Source organism: Methanoregula sp., from assembly GCF_003170075.1.
Taxonomy (GTDB): Archaea; Halobacteriota; Methanomicrobia; order Methanomicrobiales; family Methanospirillaceae; genus Methanoregula.
Map to the genome: position 1 here is coordinate 1 of NZ_PMZU01000040.1, position 20,654 is coordinate 20,654.

19 protein-coding genes and 1 tRNA gene are annotated in these 20,654 nt (G+C 56.4%); 5 read left to right on the top strand and 15 right to left on the bottom strand.

The genetic code is table 11. From position 1 onward, the window contains the following. The coding region (locus QZN75_RS04675; RefSeq protein ID WP_292425416.1) for a hypothetical protein at positions 1 to 338 on the bottom strand (338 nt) is incomplete at its 3' end. 167 nt (positions 339 to 505) lie between these two features. Further along, positions 506 to 910 carry a pyridoxamine 5'-phosphate oxidase family protein gene (locus QZN75_RS04680; protein ID WP_292425418.1) on the bottom strand — a complete coding sequence of 135 codons (405 nt, stop codon included), beginning with the start codon at positions 908 to 910 and terminating at the stop codon, positions 506 to 508. Positions 911 to 1,076: 166 nt separating this feature from the next. On the opposite strand from QZN75_RS04680, the gene QZN75_RS04685 reads away from it, so the two are divergent. Further along, positions 1,077 to 1,691, top strand: a complete 615-nt coding sequence (locus tag QZN75_RS04685; protein ID WP_292425420.1) for an FmdE family protein — start codon at positions 1,077 to 1,079, stop codon at positions 1,689 to 1,691. A gap of 390 nt (positions 1,692 to 2,081) precedes the next feature. Here QZN75_RS04685 and thiI read toward each other — a convergent pair whose 3' ends face one another. The 6 genes from thiI to QZN75_RS04715 all read right to left on the bottom strand — a co-directional run bounded on the left by thiI (position 2,082) and on the right by QZN75_RS04715 (position 8,561). Then, positions 2,082 to 3,194 (bottom strand): tRNA uracil 4-sulfurtransferase ThiI, encoded by a 1,113-nt coding sequence (gene thiI, locus QZN75_RS04690; RefSeq protein ID WP_292425422.1) that lies wholly within the window; start codon positions 3,192 to 3,194, stop codon positions 2,082 to 2,084. A gap of 59 nt (positions 3,195 to 3,253) precedes the next feature. Next, entirely contained in the window at positions 3,254 to 3,802 is a 549-nt protein-coding gene (locus QZN75_RS04695; RefSeq protein WP_292425424.1) for a threonyl-tRNA synthetase editing domain-containing protein, read from the bottom strand. After that, positions 3,799 to 5,277 carry a homoserine O-acetyltransferase gene (locus QZN75_RS04700; RefSeq protein WP_292425427.1) on the bottom strand — a complete coding sequence of 493 codons (1,479 nt, stop codon included), beginning with the start codon at positions 5,275 to 5,277 and terminating at the stop codon, positions 3,799 to 3,801. The genes QZN75_RS04695 and QZN75_RS04700 overlap by 4 nt, the downstream gene beginning before the upstream one ends. Positions 5,278 to 5,286: 9 nt before the next feature. Continuing rightward, on the bottom strand, positions 5,287 to 6,582 hold the full coding sequence (locus QZN75_RS04705; protein WP_292425429.1) for an O-acetylhomoserine aminocarboxypropyltransferase/cysteine synthase family protein: 1,296 nt from the start codon (positions 6,580 to 6,582) through the stop codon (positions 5,287 to 5,289). A gap of 61 nt (positions 6,583 to 6,643) precedes the next feature. Then, the gene (gene pscS / locus QZN75_RS04710) at positions 6,644 to 8,023 is read right to left on the bottom strand and encodes an O-phospho-L-seryl-tRNA:Cys-tRNA synthase (RefSeq protein ID WP_292425431.1); all 1,380 of its coding nucleotides are present in this window, start codon (positions 8,021 to 8,023) and stop codon (positions 6,644 to 6,646) included. 467 nt (positions 8,024 to 8,490) lie between these two features. Then, positions 8,491 to 8,561: transfer RNA gene (locus QZN75_RS04715), tRNA-Cys, on the bottom strand. A 360-nt stretch (positions 8,562 to 8,921) separates the two neighbouring features. Between QZN75_RS04715 and QZN75_RS04720 the strand changes: the two genes are divergently transcribed. The 4 genes from QZN75_RS04720 to QZN75_RS04735 all read left to right on the top strand — a co-directional run bounded on the left by QZN75_RS04720 (position 8,922) and on the right by QZN75_RS04735 (position 12,380). After that, the gene (locus QZN75_RS04720) at positions 8,922 to 9,125 is read left to right on the top strand and encodes a helix-turn-helix domain-containing protein (protein ID WP_292425434.1); all 204 of its coding nucleotides are present in this window, start codon (positions 8,922 to 8,924) and stop codon (positions 9,123 to 9,125) included. Between the two features lie 156 nt (positions 9,126 to 9,281). After that, on the top strand, positions 9,282 to 10,424 hold the full coding sequence (locus QZN75_RS04725; protein ID WP_292425437.1) for a pyridoxal phosphate-dependent aminotransferase: 1,143 nt from the start codon (positions 9,282 to 9,284) through the stop codon (positions 10,422 to 10,424). A 128-nt stretch (positions 10,425 to 10,552) separates the two neighbouring features. Beyond that, a complete protein-coding gene (locus tag QZN75_RS04730; RefSeq protein ID WP_292425440.1) occupies positions 10,553 to 11,764 on the top strand; it encodes a YcaO-related McrA-glycine thioamidation protein in 1,212 nt (403 codons plus the stop codon). After that, a complete protein-coding gene (locus tag QZN75_RS04735; RefSeq protein WP_292425443.1) occupies positions 11,727 to 12,380 on the top strand; it encodes a TfuA-related McrA-glycine thioamidation protein in 654 nt (217 codons plus the stop codon). The genes QZN75_RS04730 and QZN75_RS04735 overlap by 38 nt, the downstream gene beginning before the upstream one ends. Before the next feature lie 331 nt (positions 12,381 to 12,711). Here the strand turns inward: QZN75_RS04735 and QZN75_RS04740 are convergent, their stop codons facing one another. The 7 genes from QZN75_RS04740 to QZN75_RS04770 form a co-directional block, all read right to left on the bottom strand. Then, positions 12,712 to 13,308, bottom strand: a complete 597-nt coding sequence (locus QZN75_RS04740; protein WP_292425446.1) for a CDP-alcohol phosphatidyltransferase family protein — start codon at positions 13,306 to 13,308, stop codon at positions 12,712 to 12,714. Beyond that, positions 13,305 to 13,817, bottom strand: a complete 513-nt coding sequence (locus QZN75_RS04745) for an adenylate kinase family protein (RefSeq protein ID WP_292425449.1) — start codon at positions 13,815 to 13,817, stop codon at positions 13,305 to 13,307. Before QZN75_RS04745 ends, QZN75_RS04740 begins: the two co-directional genes overlap by 4 nt. Further along, positions 13,814 to 14,869 carry a histidinol-phosphate transaminase gene (hisC, locus tag QZN75_RS04750; protein ID WP_292425452.1) on the bottom strand — a complete coding sequence of 352 codons (1,056 nt, stop codon included), beginning with the start codon at positions 14,867 to 14,869 and terminating at the stop codon, positions 13,814 to 13,816. The genes QZN75_RS04745 and hisC overlap by 4 nt, the downstream gene beginning before the upstream one ends. Continuing rightward, entirely contained in the window at positions 14,841 to 15,992 is a 1,152-nt protein-coding gene (locus tag QZN75_RS04755) for an aspartate aminotransferase family protein (RefSeq protein WP_292425455.1), read from the bottom strand. Before QZN75_RS04755 ends, hisC begins: the two co-directional genes overlap by 29 nt. Positions 15,993 to 16,112: 120 nt before the next feature. Beyond that, positions 16,113 to 17,030, bottom strand: a complete 918-nt coding sequence (gene guaA, locus QZN75_RS04760) for a glutamine-hydrolyzing GMP synthase (RefSeq protein ID WP_292425459.1) — start codon at positions 17,028 to 17,030, stop codon at positions 16,113 to 16,115. A 14-nt stretch (positions 17,031 to 17,044) separates the two neighbouring features. Next, a complete protein-coding gene (locus tag QZN75_RS04765) occupies positions 17,045 to 18,625 on the bottom strand; it encodes a CTP synthase (protein WP_292425462.1) in 1,581 nt (526 codons plus the stop codon). A 624-nt stretch (positions 18,626 to 19,249) separates the two neighbouring features. Beyond that, positions 19,250 to 20,654 (bottom strand): tyrosine-type recombinase/integrase (locus tag QZN75_RS04770; RefSeq protein ID WP_292425463.1); only part of this gene is annotated, 1,405 nt, incomplete at its 5' end.

Sequence of the window (20,654 nt, forward strand, 5' to 3'; positions counted from 1 at the left end):
ATGTGGGTGGTGTTGCCAAATGTTCCTTTGTGCGTTTCCATATACGATGTGATCCACGACTTTACGGTCTCCGTATCGTTGTTCGCGAGCGCAGTCTGTACCGCACTTACGTCAACGCCCTGGCTCTGCAGCCGGGTGATGAACGATTCTGTCATCGTATACTGCTGGGTGCTGTTGGGGGTAAAATGCTGTCCATCCCAGTGACCGTGCATCGCGGTACTATTGCCGGATGGCGACGATCCCGCCGATGCGCTGACTGGGCTTATCCCAAACCCCAGGATAACGAGGGCAAATAGAAGTACTGCAATGCTTCCTGCCAGAGTTTTTGGTGATTTCATAGGGTAATTCTCCTTCGTTGCGTGCAGATGTGGTATGTGGGCCGACACCTTGTATAGTTTATTTAACATTTTGTCATATAAACTTTATCTTGCCGGGGGTAGAAAGGACGGCACGGAACGTATAACCATATTTCTTTTCGGATACGTTCTTTTGTGAAAAAAAGTGTTTAGAGTAATTTTGACCCGGCTGTTGCCCCGGGCTTGCACTCGAAGACATCAGTAATCTTCACGATGAGGAGCGACCGTGCGGGCAGGGCAGGGTTCTTCTTGTTGAGCTTTGCCTTCATCTCATCATACTCCTTGCCGCTCGTCTTGATCGTGACGTGCCCCTTGATCTGGAAGCAGCCCTTGATATCCGGGCCCCAGACATAGATCGCAAGCTTCGGGTTTGCCTTGAGATTCGCAAGCGACTTGTTCATGAAGTTGTCCGTGATCCAGATCGTGTCGTCGCTGACGAGTTCGACGACCCCGATAGGAACCACATTTGGCGTGCCGTCTTTGGATGCGGTCGCAACCGGGAAGACCTTCATCTTCAAAAAGGCTTCTTTCATATCTGCGGTTAATTTTGCCATGGTATATGCACCGATCTCTTGCTCTGCGCCCGGTTCGTATATACTTTAGTGTTTTAGAAAAGTGTACCGGTACCACCGTATGACCCGACTGCCTGAACACCGGCCCGCAGTCCCGGACGAAACGGTTTTACGCTCTTACCGGCAAGTGACTAATTCACGTGAAATCATGACCCGGTCACTGACAACCTACGAGGACGCGGTCGCCTTCCACGGCCACTCCTGTCCCGGCCTTGCACTCGGCTACCGTGCGGCAGATTATGCCATGAAACGCCTTAACGCAAAGCGATCCGAAGATGAGGACCTGGTCGCTATTGTCGAGAACGATGCCTGCGGGGTCGATGCCGTGCAAGCCCTCGCCGGCTGCTCGGTGGGGAAAGGCAACCTTATCATGAGGGATATCGGCAAGCATGCGTACACGTTCATCAACCGGAAGACCGGGACCGCGATCCGCCTCGTCCAGCGCCCCGAACCGCTCACGGAACGGCTCGATCCCGAGGTGGCGGCCCTGCGCAGGAAGGTGACGAGCGGGAAGGCCACGCCGGCCGAAATAAAAAAATTCCATGAGCGGCAGGCCGGCGTGATCGAGAAGATCCTCACGATCCCGTTCGGGGAGCTCTTCATCGAGAAAGAAGCACGGTCGGAAATCCCCGAACGGGCACGGATCTCCGGATCGGTACAGTGTGCCGTCTGCGGCGAGATGGTGGCTGAACACCGGGCCCGCGTGAAGAACGGAAAAATTGTCTGCATCCCCTGCGCCGGCGAGTACAGCCGGGGCTGGTAACATCTTTTTAGCAATCTGCCTGCGCTATCCGGATAAATTCTGGGTTCTGTAGAAATCGTCAAAAAATTTCTTTTAACGCTGCTATGGATATATCAACCAGAACTTTATCTTGGAGTACCGGTGGCTCGACGGCCGTGAATACTCCTGGGGGCTTCGGCAACTGCTGCCTCCGCCCCCGCCGCTGTGGCATCCCCCCTATAGCAATAACACCTGAGAAGGTAATACAACATCATCGTAAAGCACAGGAAATGCCCGAGGGGACAGGCACGGTTCCCTCCGTCACTATGGGATTTTGGTTTTTGTTGGAAAACAGGTTATCCCCTTTTGCCATTTTGCCTATCCTGCATAGAATTTCCCAAACATGGAACCGGTAATTACCCTGCCCCACTCTCACACCGGCAGCGGCATCTTCGTCGCCTCCATATGCCGCTCCATCTCCAGGATCTCAGCTAAATGAGCCTTTGTGGACGGCCCCTTGGGCACCGCCATGCAGCCGGTCGCCCTGCTCGTGGACTCTTCGTAGGTTCCGATCTCCCGGGCGAGCATGATGGTGTCTGCCTTGTCAAACCCGATGAGCGGGCGGTAGACCGGGATTGCTGCCGCATCGGAGAGGACGACCAGGTTGTCGAGCGTCTGGCTTGCCACCTGCCCGAGCGACTCGCCGTTCACGATGCCCTTTGCCCCGACCTCCTCAGCGATCTTCTCGGCAATCCGGTACATCCGGCGCTTGCAGAAGAGGCAGGTATACTTCTCCTGCCGGTTTTTGATCAGCTCTTTCTTCGCCGCCGCCAGGTACGGGTCGTGGATCACCCGGAGCTGGATATCCGGCTGATACTTCCGCAGCACGCTCACGACCCGCTCGGCCCGGGCGAGCACTGTCTCGTCAAGGAAGGTGTCGAGCGCGACAAAGATCGGCACGATCGTGCAGCCCCGCTTCATCATCATCCACGCCGCGACCGGGGAATCGATGCCCCCGGAGACGAGCGCGACAAGCGTCCCCTCGACCCCGAGCGGGAGACCGCCGACCCCTTTTATCACGGTGTCGTAGAGATAGCACTCGTCCTGTCGGATCTCCACGTGGATCTCTGCATCAGGCGCGGCGAGATTCACCTTCAGGTGCGAGAACGCATTCCTCACGACATCGCCCAGTTCTATTGCCTTGTCGTTCGAGGAAAAACTGTGCTTGCCCACCCTCTTTATCCGGAGCGCAAACGTCTTTGCCGCAGAAAGGCCGTGGGACCGTCCGTACTCGATGAGGGCGGTTTCAAGGGGGACCCCGTGGGGCACGTGCTCCACTTCGGAGAATGAGACGATCCCGAAGACGTTCTTCAACAGTCCGGGCTGCACATCGCCGGTGAGCCAGATCCTGCCCCGCTCGCTCTGGATCTTCAGATCGGGCATCACCTGCCGGATGTTGTTCATCAGGACACGTTCCCACTGCCGGCGCACCGGATCCGACTTCAAAAATATCTCCGAATACCTGACCAGCCATTTCTTCGTCATATTTATTCACCTGTCCAACCGCCACACGGTCTGTTTCTTCATCGGTGCAATCATTACAGTCACGGGATTTTGCCAGCCTTTCCTTCCTGCATTTGGCCACATACCGCTGCCCCCGGACAGACGTGCTCCGCATCCGCCTCCTTGAAGGGATGGTGGCAGTACGGGCAGGTAAAGTCGCACTCCGTTCCCTCGTACGGGCAGATGGTCATCGAAAGGTCGGCGAGAGGGTGACCCTTGCCCCGGATCTCGAACTGCTTGTACCAGCCGAACGGGGCCCGTTTCACGGTGATGCCCTCATCTTTGAGGGCTTTTTCTAACCCGGTGAGGATCTCAAGCGAGACCGCAGGCGATCCGAGCGTGCTCGTCAGGTGGGCATACGGGTAGATGAGGACCCGGTCCACCTTGAGTTTTTCAAGCCGCACCAGCACGCTCTGTTTGGCGCTCTCGATGACATGGGCGGGGTTCTTCTCGTCGAGTTTTTCCACGCAGCAGAAGAGGACGACGCACTCCTCCATGCAGTCCTCTTTTTCCGTAATCTGTTCTGCCATCTTTGTCTTCTTCGTGGCGCGGTACCACATCCGGTCTGCATGGATCGAAAGGATTCTCACGGGTTCTGCCTCCCGACAAGGGTGCTGATCGCGTCGCTCGTGATAAGCCCGATCACATGCTGGTCCCCATCGATGACCGGGAGCGCGGAGATGGAATGGGCCTCCATCTTCTGTGCCGCTTCCTCCACAGGCTCGTCCTGGGTGGTCGTGACCACGTCGCGGCTCATAATCTCGTCGAGCCAGAGGAAGTTGGACGCGACCGCCTTTGCGATATCCCACGAGGTGACGATCCCCACAAGCTGGCCGGTGCCTCCCGAGAGAACCGGCAGGTGGTTGACGCTGCACCGTATCATTCTCCGGGCGGCGACCGCGATCGTGGTGCCCTCTTCAATACACTCGACGTCCCGGGTCATCACGTCCCCGACGACCGTATGCGACAGGAACTTCGTGATCAGGTAATTGAGCTGGCCTGATTCGAGGAGGAACGCATCGTGGCCATAGTTGGAGCGGATCTCGCAGTAGTGCACCTCGCGCTCGTTTGCGGAGAGCGCCGTCACGATCTCCTGCGACTGGTAGGGCGGGTAGAGCCAGTCCGAAGAGACGGAGATGACAAGAAACGTCGCCTTTGCCGCCGAAAGCCCGGTCGTAAGCGACCCGTCCTTGGTCAGGTCGAAGTAGTCGATCGCCTTCGTGATATAGAGATACGAGTTTGCATCAAACCTTTTTGTGAAGGTATCCCCCTGGTGGTGGAGGTAACTCTCGACGGCAAACTCAGTCGAGAAATCGAAGCCGACCTGCTCTTTTCCCTGGAGGTGCCGCCCGAACTTCGCGTGCATCGACTCATCGGAGAGGTACGTGATGTGGCCAACCATCCGGGCGAGTGCGAGGCCGTGCGTGGGCAGCCGTTTCTCGTAGTAGTCGCCGTTATTCCAGTCGGGATCGGAGATGATTGCCTTCCTGCCGACCTCGTTAAAGGCGATCTGCTGGGGCGTCGAGTAGCCGGTCGCGGCGATCACGATCGCTTTTCTTACCATGTCGGGGTACGAGACCGTCCACTGGAGCGCCTGCATGCCGCCCATCGACCCGCCGGCGACTGCGTAGAGTTCAGTAATGCCAAGATGGTCGAGAAGAAGTTTCTGGGCGTTGACCATGTCGCGGATGGTAATAACAGGAAAAGCAGCACCATAGGGTTTGTTGGTCTCCGGATTTATGGAGGAAGGGCCGGTCGAGCCTTTACACCCCCCGAGAACGTTGCTACATATGACATAATAGCGATCGGTATCGAACGCCTTGCCGGGCCCGATAACCGCATCCCACCAGCCGGGCTTGTCATCCCCTTCATGAAATCCGGCGACGTGGGCATCTCCTGATAAAGCATGGCACACGAGGATCGCATTGCTCTTTTCCCTGTTCGGTTTTCCGTAAGTCTCGTAGGCGATCGTCACCCCAGGCAGGACGGCTCCGCCCTCAAGGGTGAAAGGCCCCTTGATTTCTGCCTGTTCTGGTGTGACGATGCCAAGAGAACCGCGTAGCATACTCACACCTTAGACCTGGGCCAGTGCCTGATTAAGATCTTCGATGATATCCTCGATGTCCTCGGTCCCGATCGAGAGCCTGACAAAGTCCGGGGTGACACCGGTCTTTGCCTGTTCCTCGACGGTAAGCTGCTGGTGGGTGGTGCTTGCCGGGTGGATCACGAGGCTTTTAGAGTCGCCGATATTTGCGAGATCGGAGAAGAGTTTCAGGGAGTCGATAAACTTCCTGCTCGCCTTCTCCCCTCCCTTGATGCCGACACCGACAAGAGGACCGGAACCCCCGTGGAGGTACTTCTTTGTCAGTGTGTGGCCTGGGTTATCCGGCAGGCCGGGGTAATTGACCCATGCGACCTTTGGGTGGCTTTTGAGGAACTGTGCGACGGCGAGCGCGTTCTCCGAGTGGCGGGGAACCCGCAGGTGGAGCGTCTCGAGGCCGATCAGAAACAGCCACGAGTTGAACGGGCTGATGACGGCACCGGTATCCCTCATGAGCGAGACCCGGATCTTAAAGACGAACGCAACGTTCCCGAGGCCCGGGAAGTTCCCGAACGTGTCCCAGTACTTCAGGCCGTGGTAGCTGGGATCGGGCTCGGTAAACTCGGGGAATTTGCCGTTGTTCCAGGCAAACTTGCCGGAATCGACGATAACCCCGCCGATGGAGTTTCCGTGACCACCGATGTACTTTGTGGCCGAGTGGACGACAATATCGACGCCATAATCGATGGGCCGTACGAGGCCGACACCGGTCGTGTTATCGACAATGAACGGGATCCCGTTCTCGTGGGCAATTTTCGCAATCGCCTCGAAGTCCGGGGTATCGAGTTTCGGGTTGCCCACGGTCTCGGCATAGATGGCCCGGGTCTTTTCGTTGATGGCTTTTTTGAACTCTTCGGGTTTCTGAGAGTCCACAAAGATCACGTGGCGCCCGAACTTGGGGAGCGTGTAGTGGAAGAACTCATACGTGCCGCCGTACAGGTTGTCGGCCGAGACGATCTCGTCACCCGGTCGTGTGATGTTGAGGATCGCGTACGTGATTGCCGCAGCACCGGATGCCGTGGCGATCGCCCCGGTCCCGCCTTCGATGGCTGCAACGCGCTTCTCGAACACGTCCGTCGTCGGGTTCATGAGGCGGGTATAGATGTTCCCCAGTTCGCGCAGGCCAAAGAGGTTGGCCGCATGCTCGGTATTCTTGAAGACGTACGATGTTGTCTGGTAGAGCGGAACCGTGCGGGACCCGGTAGTCGGGTCCGGCACCTGTCCGGCATGGAGGGCGACGGTGCCCAGTCTGAACTTCTTCTCGGTCATGTGATATCCTCGGTTCTGGTTTTTGTCGTTTTTAGGGTCGTGGGGATAAAGGGCGGCAGACCTACTTTTTGTCTGCAGCCTTTTCCACCTTAATCTCGTATTTTTCTGCGATCTCCGTGAACGCGTCGGCAAGGTAGTGGATCTTGTCCCAGGACAGGCCGTAGGTGTTGAGTTTCCACGTCCGGGTCGCACCCGCAAATTCGCCGACGATACCGCGTTTGGTCAGTTCGTCGGAGAAGTAGAAGCCGCGGCGCTTGTGGGTCTGTGCGACCGTGTCGAAGCTTCCCGTTGTGTCGACCTTCGTGAGCGAGTGCTTCCTCGGGTACTCGGAGAGGACCTTGCTGCCGTTGATCCGAAGCAGGGTGTCGATGAAGTAGTTGGACTTCTTTACTTCCTCGTCCCAGTGGAGCACCCGTTCTTTTACCGTGGGGAACGATGCCATCATCGACAGCAGGGTCCCGCCCATGAGCGTGCACCCGAGCATTTCCACCTCCTTGATACCGAACTTGCGTTTGGTAAGATCACCTACCATTGCCGTGGTCCGAAGGGCCTTTGGCGCGAACTCATCGTTTATCGCAAGGACTCCTGACGGTGCCACCGAGGCCATGCTCTTGTGTCCGGAGCCGACGACAAAGTCCGCCCCGATCTTCTTGCCGTCGACCGGCTGGACACCGACCGTGTAGGCTCCGTTATAGAGGAAGGGGATGTCGTACTGGTGGGCGACTTTCCCGATCCCGGTAATTTCATGCTCGTTCGCATACTGGTAATCGAAGTGATCGATCATGACGAGCACCGGGAGCTTGCCGGTCTCTGCCTTGACGTCCTCGATCTTCCGGGCGGTTGCCTCCGCGGTCACGATGTGCTTGTCGTTGAGCGGGACTTCCCTGACCTGGCCGCCGGCGTTTTCCACGGCTAAAAACTCGGTGTAGTGGGCAAGGGCCGAGACAATGACGCTGTCACCTTTGTTGATGAGCGTGTTTGCGACAGCCTGGAACCCGCGCCGGGCCCCGGGGACAACCCGGGCCTGGTCCATGTTGAGCCATTTCGCGAGATCGGCATGGAACTCGGCGATCCCGGGCCGGGAGATCTTGTCGAGGCGGAACGGCTTGCGGCAGAAATCACAGGTGGAGTATCCGTCACCATAGGATATGAGCGCCTTTCTGGCCTCTGTCGTCAGCCGGCCAGCGGCCTGGATTGGCTGTATGTTGATGAACTCCTCCTCGCGGGAACGGACATCGAGGGTTCCTGCGATCTTCGTTACCTTTGGGGTTCCGGTACCGGCCTCAAGGTCTGCAATAATGGCCTTGAGGTCTGAGATCTTCTTATTGAACGCTGCTTCCTGTTCGGCTGAAAGGCCGGTAGGAAGAGAGTCCCGGAAGATCCCCCGGATCTCTTCAAGCTCGAAGAGTGCTTCAAATGTTTTCTGTACTCTGATACTCATGGGAACACCACGAAGCCAGGACCCGGAATCGAACCGGGATACACTAATCTGCAGTCAGTCGCGTAGCCTTTCCGCCATCCTGGCATTGTCCTTATTCACGATTGTGAATCTGACCATACTAAATAACAATTGTGAATATTTATAGTTTTTCCAATCGGCGGGTTTTTCCTGATCCGGTTTTCAGACGGAAACTGGAATTTTTGCCCGAAATGCGTATGCTGTATAGAGATATTGCACGCGCATCAATCATACGTGTCAGTAATGGGAATAAAGTATTTTCTAAATAATATACTTGTCGCCAAGATATAGGGTGTCCCGGGTTTCGCCGGGACACATCTGTTCTCCTGCTGGCAAAAATACTAAAGACCCCTGTGTGTTCCAGATGGGGTGTAGGAGTTTCAGGGAAAAGGCAGACCTCACGTGCCCGACGACATTGCCCCCTTTGGGACAGTTAAAATCAGGAAAAGAGCCAGGACCCGGAATCGAACCGGGATATACTGATCTGCAGTCAGCCGCGTAGCCTTTCCGCCATCCTGGCATTGGTCGTTCACAATTGTGATTCAACATATTAGTGTAGGTACGGGAATTATTTAAGGGATCATTTTTCGGCAAGATTTTCCGCAAAATGCCTTAACCGGGAGGGCAACTGGATGATTTTGACCTGCACGGGTGCATGTCCCGGTGATATTTGCCACAGGAGTCCCTCTGCACCGATATATGGATCAACCGCAGGGCAAAGACAATTCCATTACTAAAGGTGTAAAGCGAAAGACTTAACAATTGTGAATTCTTACCTGAATATGGTGATCCACTATGAGGGATCGTCTTTGTTGTAAACACAATTGCCAATAAAAATACCTCTGCACGGCTCGGGCACCTGCCTCCTTCGGCAAAGCTCGTGTATAAAGTGCTGGAAACGAACGGTCAGCTGACGCAGAAGGATCTCATCCGCGAGACTTCGCTGCCGTCCCGGACTATCCGGTATGCATTGAACAGGCTTAAGGCCGAAGAATTCCTGATCGAGCGTTATTATTTCATCGATGCACGGCAGAGCCTGTACGGCCTGAACATCAAACCTCCGGAAGAGGGGGTCGCTGTATGATGCGGCCTAGAAGGTATACCCCAGCCATGTCCCCTTATTCCCCGGTTCATGGATAACCAATCCTCACCTTTTAGAGTCTTTTCACGGGTCGTTCCGGATGAACGCTCCAAGGTAAAAACGCGGGATTAAAACCCCCACCCGTCTACACTTTTGTACATGACTGTCCACCCCTCGCGGGCCGATTCCTTTACCGAATCCGTGATCCGGGAGATGACCCGGCACGCGCTTGCCCATAACGCGATCAACCTCGCACAGGGTTTTCCCGACTTTCCCTGCCCGCAGGAACTCAAAGACGCTGCCTGCGCCGCACTTAACGAAGATTTCAACCAGTACACGATCACGTGGGGGGCGCAGGCACTCCGTGCGGCCATCGCCCATAAGGTGGAGGCATACAACGGATTGGTGCTCGACCCTGATGGAGAGATCACGGTGACCTGCGGGTCGACCGAAGCGATGATGGCCTCGATGCTTGCCCTGATCACCCCGGGAGACGAGGTGATCGTGCCCGAACCATTCTACGAGAACTACGGACCCGATGCGGTCATTTCCGGCGCCGTCCCGCGTTACGTCCCGCTCGGCGAAGGGGAATCTATCGACGAGGAAGCGTGGAAGGCCGCGTTCACGAAGAAGACCCGGGCCATTATCATCAACTCGCCGAACAACCCGACCGGCAAGGTGTTCACCCCGGACGAACTCCGGTTCATTGCCGACCTCTGTATTGAGAACGATGTGATCGCGATCACCGACGAGATCTATGAGCACATCCTCTACGACGGGAACCAGCACGTCTCGATCGGGTCGCTTTCCGGCATGGAGGATCGCACGGTCACCATCGGCAGCCTCTCAAAGACCTATTCCGTGACCGGCTGGCGGGTGGGCTACGCCCTCGCGGGAGCAGGGCTGACCGGGCGCATCCGGAAGATTCATGATTTCCTCACGGTCGGTGCGCCGGCCCCGCTCCAGCAAGCGGCCGTCGCTGCTCTCAACCTGCCAGAATCGTATTACCGGGAACTTGCCCGGGACTATGACCGCCGGCGGAAGATCCTGTATGCGGGCCTTTCAAAGGCCGGCTTTGACTGCCGGCTGCCCCAGGGTGCGTATTACATTTTCACGGATATATCAGGATTCGGGATGACCGATGTGGCATTTGCCCGGCACCTCATTGAGACGGTGGGCGTGGCGGCGGTCCCGGGCAGTTCGTTCTACCACAAGGGTGGAGAGACGAAACTCAGATTCACGTTCTCCAAAAAAGACGAGACGCTCCACGAGGCGTGCCGGCGGCTGGAACAGATCGGGTGAACGGGTTTTATCATCGCCCGGCCCTGCTTTACCCAATGATGAACATGTATAAACCACAATAACGTGAAATCTCAGTTACAGGACGACCGAATACCAACCCGTCCGCACGAGATCACCCGGTGACTTCCATGCTCATTTCCTCCTGCAAGAAGACCTACAACAACGAGACCCAGCGGGCAGTGCCGCTCGAAGAAACCCTCGCACGCATCGAACCAAAAGTGCCTGCTGCCGGTATCACACGGGTCGCTGATATCACCGACCTCGACCGGATTGGCATCCCCGTCTTCTCCTGCATCCGCCCGACCGCGGACGACGGGGCGATCACGGTCTACAACGGCAAGGGGGCAACCGTCGAGGAATCACGGATCTCGGCGATCATGGAAGGCATCGAGCGGTACTCCTCGGAGATCCACGACCGGAAGGTACAATTGGATTCCTTTGAGATGCTCGACGGACGCGAACCGGCCGTCAACCCCAAAGACCTCATCCTCCCCGCCGATACGGAAACCGGCCATGTGCTTCCCTGGGTCGAGGGCTGGGATATTGCAAACGACGAGCCGGTGCTCGTGCCGGCACAGGCAGTTTTCCACCCGCTCCCGAGGAACTTCCGGCAGATCTTCCGCACCTCCACCAACGGCCTTGCCTCGGGGAACACCACAGAAGAGGCGATCTTCCATGCGCTCTCGGAAGTGATAGAAAGGGACGCATGGTCGCTTGTCGAGGCCTGTCGGGACACCGGCCCGGCGGTGATCGGGATCGACGACCCAATGCTTGTGGACATGCAGAAGAAGTTTGCCGACGCACAGGTCGAGGTCACCCTGCGGGATATAACAAGCGATGTCGGTATCCCCACCATGGCGGCGGTGGCTGACGATGTACTCTTAAAAGACCCTGCCCTGCTCACCATCGGGATCGGCACCCACACGTGCGCACGGATCGCCGCAATGCGGGCGCTTACCGAGGTAGCGCAGAGCCGGCTTACCCAGATCCACGGCGCCCGCGAAGACACGACGACCGCCGGGCTCAGGAAAAAGATGGGCTACGACCGGGCAAAACGGATCAACGGGTACTGGTTCAAGGACAACGGGACTGTGGACTATGGCACCCTCCGGTCGTTTGACAGCGACGATTTCGCAAAAGATATCCGGTTTTCCATCGACGCCCTGAAAAAACAGGGGCTCGACCGGGTGATCGTCGTCGACCTGACCAGGGAGGAGATTGGAATACCGGTGGTCAGGGTGATCGTCCCGGGTCTTGAGGTCTACGCAATGGACCCGGAGCGGCGGGGGGACAGGGTGAAGCATGCCAAAAATCATCGTCTTTCTCGGGCCAAGCCTTGATCTCTCTGCCGCAGAGAAGATCCTCCCCGCAGAGTACCGGCCGCCGGCAAAACGGGGAGACCTCCTTGCCGCGGTGGCGGACGGCGCGGATATCATCTGCCTGATCGACGGGGTCTTCCATCAGGACTGCGCTGTCGCCCACCGGGAGATCCTTACTGCGGTAAAAAAAGGCATAAAAGTGGTTGGCGCATCGAGCATGGGAGCGCTCCGGGCTGCCGAGATGGACACGCTGGGGATGACCGGCATAGGGAAGATCTACCGGATGTACAAAGAGAGCACGCTTGTCTCCGATGACGAGGTGGCGCTCGTCTTTGACCCGGTCTCGGGATACTCGCTCTCCGAGCCGCTCATCAACATCCGCTGCACGCTCAAAAAAGCCGAGGCGGCCGGCATCATCACCCCGGCGGCGCACGCGGCGCTCCTCGCTGCCGCCCATTCGGTCTTCTACCCGCAGCGCACCTACCCGAAGATCGCTGCCGTCGCAGGTGACGCTCTTGACGCAGCAACAAAGGAACGGTTCCTTGCCTTTGCCGCCGCATCCCCGGCCGACCAGAAGCGGGAAGACGCAATCGCGGCGCTGGAATACATCCGGGATCTGGCGGCAGGTTTAGCCTGATCCGTTCCTGATAAACACCGTAGCCAGTCTTTTCAGTGGACAGGATTTTTTGGCTCTTTAGAAACCCTTAGTTTTCAACATACTGCAAAGCACATATCGACGGAGGGAACAGTGCCTGTCCCCCCGAACCGCCCCTTCTGCTTTAGCGATGATGTTGTATTACCTTCTCGGGGGTTATCACTATAGGGGGGATGCCACAGCGGCGGGGGCGGAGGCAACATTTGCCGAAGCCCCAAAGAGCGTTAAGAGAATCAGCTTAAGGAGTTCTACAGAGCGGATTTTTCCTAATATCCAATACGTTGCCAAAAGGCACAATATAAAAAAGATGGGCTTACTCCATCTTCCGCCAGACGTACGCGAACCGCTGGAATGCAGTGACGTGGCCGAAGGCCCCGAAGAGGAGGAGGAGCCAGCCGAGCAGGTTCAGCCCGTAGATCGTCATGGGGAAGAGGATGAAGATAATCCCCACCACCATGATCAGCACGAGTCGGTCTGCCCGGCCAAGCACCCCGCCATATACCCGTCCCACGCCGACGGCCTGCGCCTGCGTGCCCAAGTACGAGGACATCAGGACGCCAGTCAGCGCAAGCACCCCGATGGGCCAGGGCACAAGGCCGCTCGCAAAGATACCGGTGATGATGAAGATATCCGCGTACCGGTCGACCGCATGGTCGAGGAAATCGCCCCGCAGGCTCTGGTTCTTCATCTCCCGGGCGACCGCGCCGTCCATCGCATCGCAGAAGGCGTTGAGCGCGACTGCAAGGACGGCCCAGATCTCCAGTCGGAAATAGAAGAAGACGCCGGCTACGGCCGATGCAACAAGGGCGGCAATGGTCAGGATATTCGGGGTGATCCTGCACCGTATGGCAAACCGCACGAGCGGGTCGAAATAGACTTTCACATGGGGCCGGAACTGGTCGAGCGTCATGGCGATACCTCCACGAATGCCGACCAGTCGATCAACCCGAATGAGGCAGGAATCTTACCTTCAAAGAATTGCTCGATAGTATCGGCACAGTCAGAAAGATTTCTACCCGTCGTGTCCAGTTCAAGGACCTGCGAGGGTTCATACGTATCCACCGTCTCGATCAGGCAGACATCGAGCGCCTCGGCGTCCCTGTTCTCCACGATCTTTTCCCTTAAGTAGCCACGGGCGCTAAGCCGGGCCGCCAGTTCATCGGGTCGCAGGCGCAGAACCACCACCCGGTCGCAGGGCAGCAGGTGGGCAAAGTGTCCCTCGAGAAAGCCGTCAAAGGGCACAAACTCGTCCGCCATCCGGTCGGTATCGATAATCTGCGTATCCCGCTCCGGGTCCTTTCCAAGAACATAGGGCTGCACAATATCTGTGATGTGGACCACCCGGTACCCCCGGCGGGCCAGTTCATCGGTCACGGTAGATTTCCCGGTCCCCGGTGTCCCGGTGATGCCGCACATCATAGGGCGTTTAACTCCCGGATAAACAACTCATTCTCCCAGTCTTCGCCGACACTCACACGGATATAATGGTCGGCTAGGCCAGTAAAACTTCTGCACGAGCGCACAAGCACGCCCCGTGCGGCAAGTTTCTCCACCACCTCATCGCCGGTGTGCGGCGCCACGTCCACCATCACAAAGTTGGCATCCGACGGTAGCACCGGGAACTTCAGTGCAGCGCTAAAACGCTTCCTCCATACCTGCACCTGCGTGATATACCGGGCGGCGTGCTCCTTGTCCGAAAGCGCCGCTGCTGCCGCTGCGGCAGAGACCGAATTCATCGTAAACGGCGTGCCCGCCCTCATGTAAAACGGCTGGAGCCAGGCCGGGACAAACGCGTAGCCAATCCGCAGGCCGGCAAGAGAGTGCACCTTCGAGAACGTCCGGCCGATCACGAGGTTTTCGTACTTCCGGAGCAGGGGCAGGTAATCGATGCCCGAGAACTCGACGTACGCATTGTCAAGGAAGAGTACTCCCTTAATCTCATCGAGCACCCGCTGCACATCATCCGCAGAGGTCGCGTTGCCGGTCGGGTTGTTCGGGGTACAGAGCACGACAATCTTCGCAGCCTTTCCCACCCGCACAAGCGCATCGGTATCGACCGAGAAATCCGCCCGTCGCGGGACAGGAACAACCTTTGCCCCCTGTGCCTGTGCGGCAAGCCCGTAGAAGGAGAAGGTGGGCGCTGATATCGCCACCGTCTCCCCGGGATCGACAAGCGTCCGCATCAGCGTCTCGATCACCCCGTCCATCCCGACACCGGTCACAAAGGTGTAATCACCGTAATACGCCCGGAGGGCCGCAACGAGGACGTCCACCCGCTCATCGGGGTACCGGTTGGCAGTAAGAACGGCCTGCTGCGCCGCCGCTACCGCTGCCGGTGACGGGGCTTCGGGGTTCTCGTTACTTGCGAGCCGCGCGATACGATCACTGCCCGCACCGTGTGCACTGCCTCCCGCCTTCTTTGCGAAAACATACCCGCCCTGCCTATAGCATGACCTTACCAAGCGCTCCATCGATCACCTTCACTGCACGGTCAATTTCGGCATCCGAGATAACGAGCGGCGGGACAAGACGCAGGTTTCCGTCTGCTGCACAGTTCACGATCACACCGTTCCCGGCACATTCCTTCTGCACGTCAGGGCATTTATCTCCAACCGAGATACCAATCATCAATCCGCGTACGCGGGGATTATACCGTGCAAGCCCCTTGCGGAACCGCTCTCCCTTGCGGGCAACGTCCGGCAGGATCTGTTCGAGAACGCCGATCGTGGCAAGACCTGCCGCACAGGCTATAGGCCCACCAGCAAACGTGCTCCCGTGCTCGCCCTTGCCAAACTCAAGTCCGTCACGGGCGACAAGTGCACCCATCGGAAAACCGCTTGCGATTCCTTTTGCTAGCGTCACGATGTCAGGCTGGACCTTCGTGTGCTGGATCGCCAGCCACTTGCCCGTCCGGCCCATACCGGTCTGGACTTCGTCAACGATCATGAGCGTCCCCGTCTTATCGCAGATCTCCCGTATCCCTTCAAGAAAACTGTTCGGGGGAATAATGACGCCGGCCTCACCCTGGATCGGTTCGACAATGACCGCAGCGGTATCGCCATCGACTGCCTTTTTAAGGGCATCGATATTTCCGTACTCCACGAACGTGGTCGGGAGACCCAAAGGCTCGAAGGGCTCGCGGGCCGAAGGCTTGTGGGTCACCGCAAGCGACCCGATTGTCCGCCCGTGGAACCCGTGGGTAAAGGCCACAAATTTCTTCTTTTTTGTCCTGACCCGGGCGAGTTTTAAGGCACCATCGCTCGCCTCAGCTCCCGAGTTCGCGAAGAAGGCCTTCTTGAGACCCGTGATCTCCACGATCTTTTTCGCGAGCTCCCCCTGGTGGGGGATATAGTAGAGGTTGGAGCAGTGGATGAGCTCGTGCGCCTGCTCGCAGATCGCCTTTACCACCGCCGGGTGGCAGTGCCCGGTGCTGCAGACGGCAATGCCGGCCACGCAGTCAAGGTATTCCTTTCCGGTGCCATCCCAGACCGTGGAGCCTTTTCCACGGACAATCGCCATGTTCCGCGAGAAAGCGGGCATATAATACTGGTCATCAAGCGCCTTGTACTGGCTTGTAATATCGGTAATTTTCATGGGTATCACATGAGTTCTGGTAATTTCTGGATTGTTCCTGTTGTTTTTTTTAGGAAATACGGGCATGTATTCCCGGCCGCCCCCATACCTTCGGGACTGTTTTTGTGGAACGCGGGGGGGTTATTCGTACTCGATCGTTGCCGGTGGTTTCGGGGTGATATCGTACACCACGCGGGCGACACTCGGGATCTCGGCTGTAATCCTCGCGCCGATTCTCGTGAGATCGGCAAACGGGATATTCATGGGATCGGCCGTCATGCCGTCACGGGAATTCACGGCCCGGATAGCGACGATCCACCCATGGATCCGGTTATCTCCCTTCACCCCCGTCCCAAGGCCGACGAGTGCGGCAAAGCACTGCCATGGGTGGTACTGTTCGACGATCTCGGACTCGGCGATCCAGTTGGCCTCCCGGATTACCGCAGCCTTCTCTCTGGTGACCTCCCCGAGGATCCGGACGGCAAAGCCCGGCCCCGGGAACGGCATCCGGTGCTGGATCTCCTTTGGCAGGCCAAGAGCCCCGGCCACTTCCCGCACCTCATCCTTGTAGAGGTCACGGATCGGCTCAATCACTTTCGTAAACGCCGTCTCAAGGGGCATGCCGCCGACGTTATGGTGACTTTTGATACCCCCCTCGCTCTCGATCCGGTCCGGGTATATCGTGCCCTGTAACAGACACGTTGCACCCGACTTTTTTGCCTCCCGCTCGAAGACCCGGATGAAGCGCTCGCCAATCGCCTTGCGCTTTTTTTCGGGATCGGTAATCCCGGCAAGCGCGGCGAAGAATTCGTCGCCGGCATCGATCACCTGGAGCCGGATGTTTCCAAAGACCGTCTTTATCCGTTCTGTCTCGCCCTTGCGCATCAGGCCGGTATCGATGTAGATCGGGATCAACCGGTCGCCAATCGCCCGGGCGGCAAGCGCGGCGCAGACCGAACTGTCAACTCCTCCCGAGAGCGCCATCACGACCTTTCCCGTGCCGGCGGCTTTTTTAATTTCCTCGATTGCCTGTGGGATGAACTTCTCTGGTTTGACCATGACTGTCCGCCTGCCTATTTTGTCCGCTTGTTCGCCCTGCACGCCTCGACAAACCCGAGGTAGGGTGGCGAGGGCCGCGTCGGCCGGGATTTAAACTCGGGATGGAACTGCGTTGCAAAGAAGAACGGGTGGCCGGGGAGTTCCAGACACTCCATCCGGTTCTTGTTCGTGGCCGAGAAGACCAGGTCCATCTTCTCCAGCTTTTCGATATACCGCGGGTTCACCTCGTACCGGTGCCGGTGGCGTTCGACGATCTGTTTCAGCCCGTAGAGTTTCATCGCAAGGGTGCCGTCCCGGATATCGGAGGTGTAGTCCCCAAGGCGCATCGTGCCGCCCAGTTCGGTTACACTCTCCTGCTCGGGGAGGAGCGCGATCACGTGCGAACCTTCCCCGAACTCCTCGCTTGTGGCATCCGCAATGCCGCACCGGTTCCGGGCAAATTCGACCGTCGCGAGCTGGAACCCGAGGCAGAGCCCTAAAAACGGCACGTTATTCTCGCGGGCAAACTTTATCGCCTCGATCTTGCCCTCGATACCCCGCTTCCCAAACCCTCCCGGGATGAGAATGCCGTCGTAATCCTTGAGCTGGCAGCGCTCGTACCGCTCCGCGTCCAGCCAAGCAATCTTTACCTCGGTGGAGAGAGCCCGGCCGGCGTGCTTGAGGGCTTCCTTGATGCTGATATAGACGTCCTCAATGCCGTACTTGCTGACGATCGCAACCGTCACCCGGTTCGTGTACTCCTTGGTGACGAGCCGGTACCAGGACGGATCGGTCTCTTTCTTTTCAAGGCCCAAGTGCGTGGAGAGGACGTCGGCTATACCTTCCTTTTCCATCTCCATGGGAACATCGTAGGTGTCGGCTGCAGTGGCAGCCGAGATGACCGCATTGATGGGGAGATCGCAGAATGTCGAGATCTTGCGCTTGGTGTTGGCACCGATCACCCGGTCGCTCCTGCAAACGATGATATCTGCGTGAAGCCCGAGTTCCCTAAGGGCTTTTACCGAGTGCTGGGTAGGTTTGGTCTTTAAGTCCCCCATCGTATCCTCGGGAACGAGCGTCACATGGATCAGGACATAATCGTGTTCGGGGAGTCCGCCCCGCATCTGCCGGACTGCTTCCAAGAATGGCATGCTCTCGATGTCGCCGACTGTGCCACCCACCTCGACAAGGCACACATCTGCTTTTGTGCCGTCGGGGAACTCCTCTTCTGCTGCCTGCTGAATGCAGGTCTTGATCTGGTCGGTGATGTGGGGGATTATCTGGACTGTCTCGCCAAGGAAGTCCCCCCGGCGTTCCTTCTCGATGACCGTACGGTACACCTTGCCGGTCGTGATGTTGTGCGAGGCGGTTAACTCGATGTCGAGGAAACGCTCGTAGTTGCCGAGATCGAGATCGACTTCGCTCCCGTCCTTTAAAACAAAGACCTCCCCGTGCTGGGCAGGGTTCATCGTCCCCGCATCAATATTCAGGTACGGGTCGATTTTTACGGCCGTCACCCGGTACCCACGGTTTTTCAGGATCCGTCCGACCGAGGCGGCCGTTATCCCTTTCCCCAGGCCGCTCATAACACCACCTGTGACAAAAATGTATTTCACGTGATCTCCCCGATTGCTTTACCATTTGAGCCGCATACCCTATTATTATTACTGACTTGTTAACAGCAAAAATACGTTTAATGCTTCGTCTGATTGAAAAATTAGTCAATTTTTGCGATTATTTTGAGGATTTTTCGGGATAATGTATAATTCACCATTATTGGATATAAAATTGATTCTAACCCCTTGGTGTTCGTTTAATGGGCATTGTAGATGGTCTGTTGGTCTTTACGGAACCCCCCGCCAACAAAGAAGGGATGCTTGTCCATCCCTTCGACTTGGTGGGGGGATTGGGGGGAGTTGGCTCGTAAATCCGTTTTTTTCTCTTCTTGCGTATCATTCATCATATTTTTGATTTTCCTTCGCTGTAGCGCTTCTGTATGCGTTTGGCGGGGTGTTTGGCTTGGGGGTGTGCCCCGCCCCGCGCTCGCGCGGGCGGGGGGGCTTTAAATTCATAATGTATTTTGAAATAATACTTACGGAGTAAGCCTGCGTAAAAATATATATAGTTTGGACATCAAAACCTTGGCATCGATTTTGAGAAGTTAACTAAAAATCAAGCAAGGTTAGAATTAGAACGTGGTATTGGCGTATATCTCCAAAAAAATCATGCTTTGGAGGAATTCAATCGCCTTTGACTATCTTACCAAAAGGGAAGATGCCTAGATTGTAAGATTCGCCATTTGATAATTCGGCTATGAATGGGATTGAGGTAAATTTGAGTTCTTCGCCATTCTCATAATACATTTTTGAATTTAGTAGAGTATTGAAAAGTTTTCCCATCCTGTCGACTGCTTGTTTTAACTTCTTGTTTTCTTCTTGAATTTCGACAATTGCCATCGCATTGAAGTCTCTGGTTTGAAGTGCTATCCGAGCCTCTTGGGAGATATTGATGTGAAGGGCAATTTCGTGTTTTTTCCATATCTTGATCAGTTCGGGCGTTTCCAGTCGGCGGTATGATGCGGTGAGTCCCGGTGAATGTCCTAGTAGGGTCTCGGCTGTATCGGGTCCTGCTGCCATCCCGAATACCGTTCGGAAAAACTTCCTCGTGCTGTGCGGATGAAGTTTCAGGATTCCGTTCTTTGTCTTCTCATCTTGTCCTGCTCGAAGTATCGCCGTTGTGATGAACCTGTGCGCGGTCACATGAGTAAACGGCCATAGGCGGTCGTCATCATCGCTTGTCGTGTGTGCGTTCTTGGCTGCACCTGACGCGATAAGGCCGTTGGTCTTGTTCATGGCTGCCTTAATGTATCGCTGGCGGTTGTTCAGGGTTTGCCCTCCCTGATTCGATGGCGTTAACCATACCGTTTTGATATAATTCGCTGCCTCCGTCGTCAGGAAAACCTGCCGATTCTCGCCTGTTTTTGTGGTTGTCTCGTCAAGCGTCACCGTCACGGGGTCGGATTCCCAATTAACATCGGTAAGTTTCACTTGGAGAGCCTCACCCATGCGGCACCCTGTAGACAGGAGGAACAAAAAGAAACATCGGGATACATGGCTTTTCATCTGGTCGAATGTCCTTCGTGCTGTCTCGTGAGTAAATGCCTTATCGTCGGTAACGGGTCTGATATGTCCTCGTAATTCCCTTGATTTGCTTTTAGGAATCTGAAGGTTATTGCTGGAGAACCACGACTGAAGAGCGGCGGTATAGAGGTGTTTTGTTCGGATTGACAGGTTTTTCTTGGTGAGGTCGTCTCTGAAAAGATAAATATCGTCGATAACCGTTTGGAGATTTGCCTTTTTGATGTAAATATTCAGTTTTTTGAACATTTCCTCATTGGGTAGGTCTCCGAATTTCATTTGACCGAAGAGAAGAAGCGCATAGCGGTAAGTTGCTCTGGTTTTTGCTGCGTTTTTTCTTGTGACGAATGAATCGGCGGACTCAAAAAGACGTGCCATAAACCATGATTGATTTGATAGATAATATGGTTTTTGTTCTGTTAACATGTTCACAATTATTATTATCTTACCGACGGGATAGAACGGCCGGTCCGGGTTTTGGCGGAGAATCTGGCCGGATCTCCTGTGC

Bases quoted from the DNA above. Each gene is read 5' to 3' on its own strand.
- QZN75_RS04705 (WP_292425429.1), bottom strand. From the start codon at position 6,582: ATGACCGAGAAGAAGTTCAGACTGGGCACCGTCGCCCTCCATGCCGGA.
- QZN75_RS04700 (WP_292425427.1), bottom strand. From the start codon at position 5,277: ATGCTACGCGGTTCTCTTGGCATCGTCACACCAGAACAGGCAGAAATC.
- QZN75_RS04685 (WP_292425420.1), top strand. From the start codon at position 1,077: ATGACCCGGTCACTGACAACCTACGAGGACGCGGTCGCCTTCCACGGC.
- QZN75_RS04730 (WP_292425440.1), top strand. From the start codon at position 10,553: ATGCTCATTTCCTCCTGCAAGAAGACCTACAACAACGAGACCCAGCGG.
- pscS (WP_292425431.1), bottom strand. From the start codon at position 8,023: ATGAGTATCAGAGTACAGAAAACATTTGAAGCACTCTTCGAGCTTGAA.
- hisC (WP_292425452.1), bottom strand. From the start codon at position 14,869: ATGGAGCGCTTGGTAAGGTCATGCTATAGGCAGGGCGGGTATGTTTTC.
- guaA (WP_292425459.1), bottom strand. From the start codon at position 17,030: ATGGTCAAACCAGAGAAGTTCATCCCACAGGCAATCGAGGAAATTAAA.
- QZN75_RS04735 (WP_292425443.1), top strand. From the start codon at position 11,727: ATGCCAAAAATCATCGTCTTTCTCGGGCCAAGCCTTGATCTCTCTGCC.
- thiI (WP_292425422.1), bottom strand. From the start codon at position 3,194: ATGACGAAGAAATGGCTGGTCAGGTATTCGGAGATATTTTTGAAGTCG.
- QZN75_RS04755 (WP_292425455.1), bottom strand. From the start codon at position 15,992: ATGAAAATTACCGATATTACAAGCCAGTACAAGGCGCTTGATGACCAG.
- QZN75_RS04740 (WP_292425446.1), bottom strand. From the start codon at position 13,308: ATGACGCTCGACCAGTTCCGGCCCCATGTGAAAGTCTATTTCGACCCG.
- QZN75_RS04725 (WP_292425437.1), top strand. From the start codon at position 9,282: ATGACTGTCCACCCCTCGCGGGCCGATTCCTTTACCGAATCCGTGATC.
- QZN75_RS04745 (WP_292425449.1), bottom strand. From the start codon at position 13,817: ATGATGTGCGGCATCACCGGGACACCGGGGACCGGGAAATCTACCGTG.
- QZN75_RS04680 (WP_292425418.1), bottom strand. From the start codon at position 910: ATGGCAAAATTAACCGCAGATATGAAAGAAGCCTTTTTGAAGATGAAG.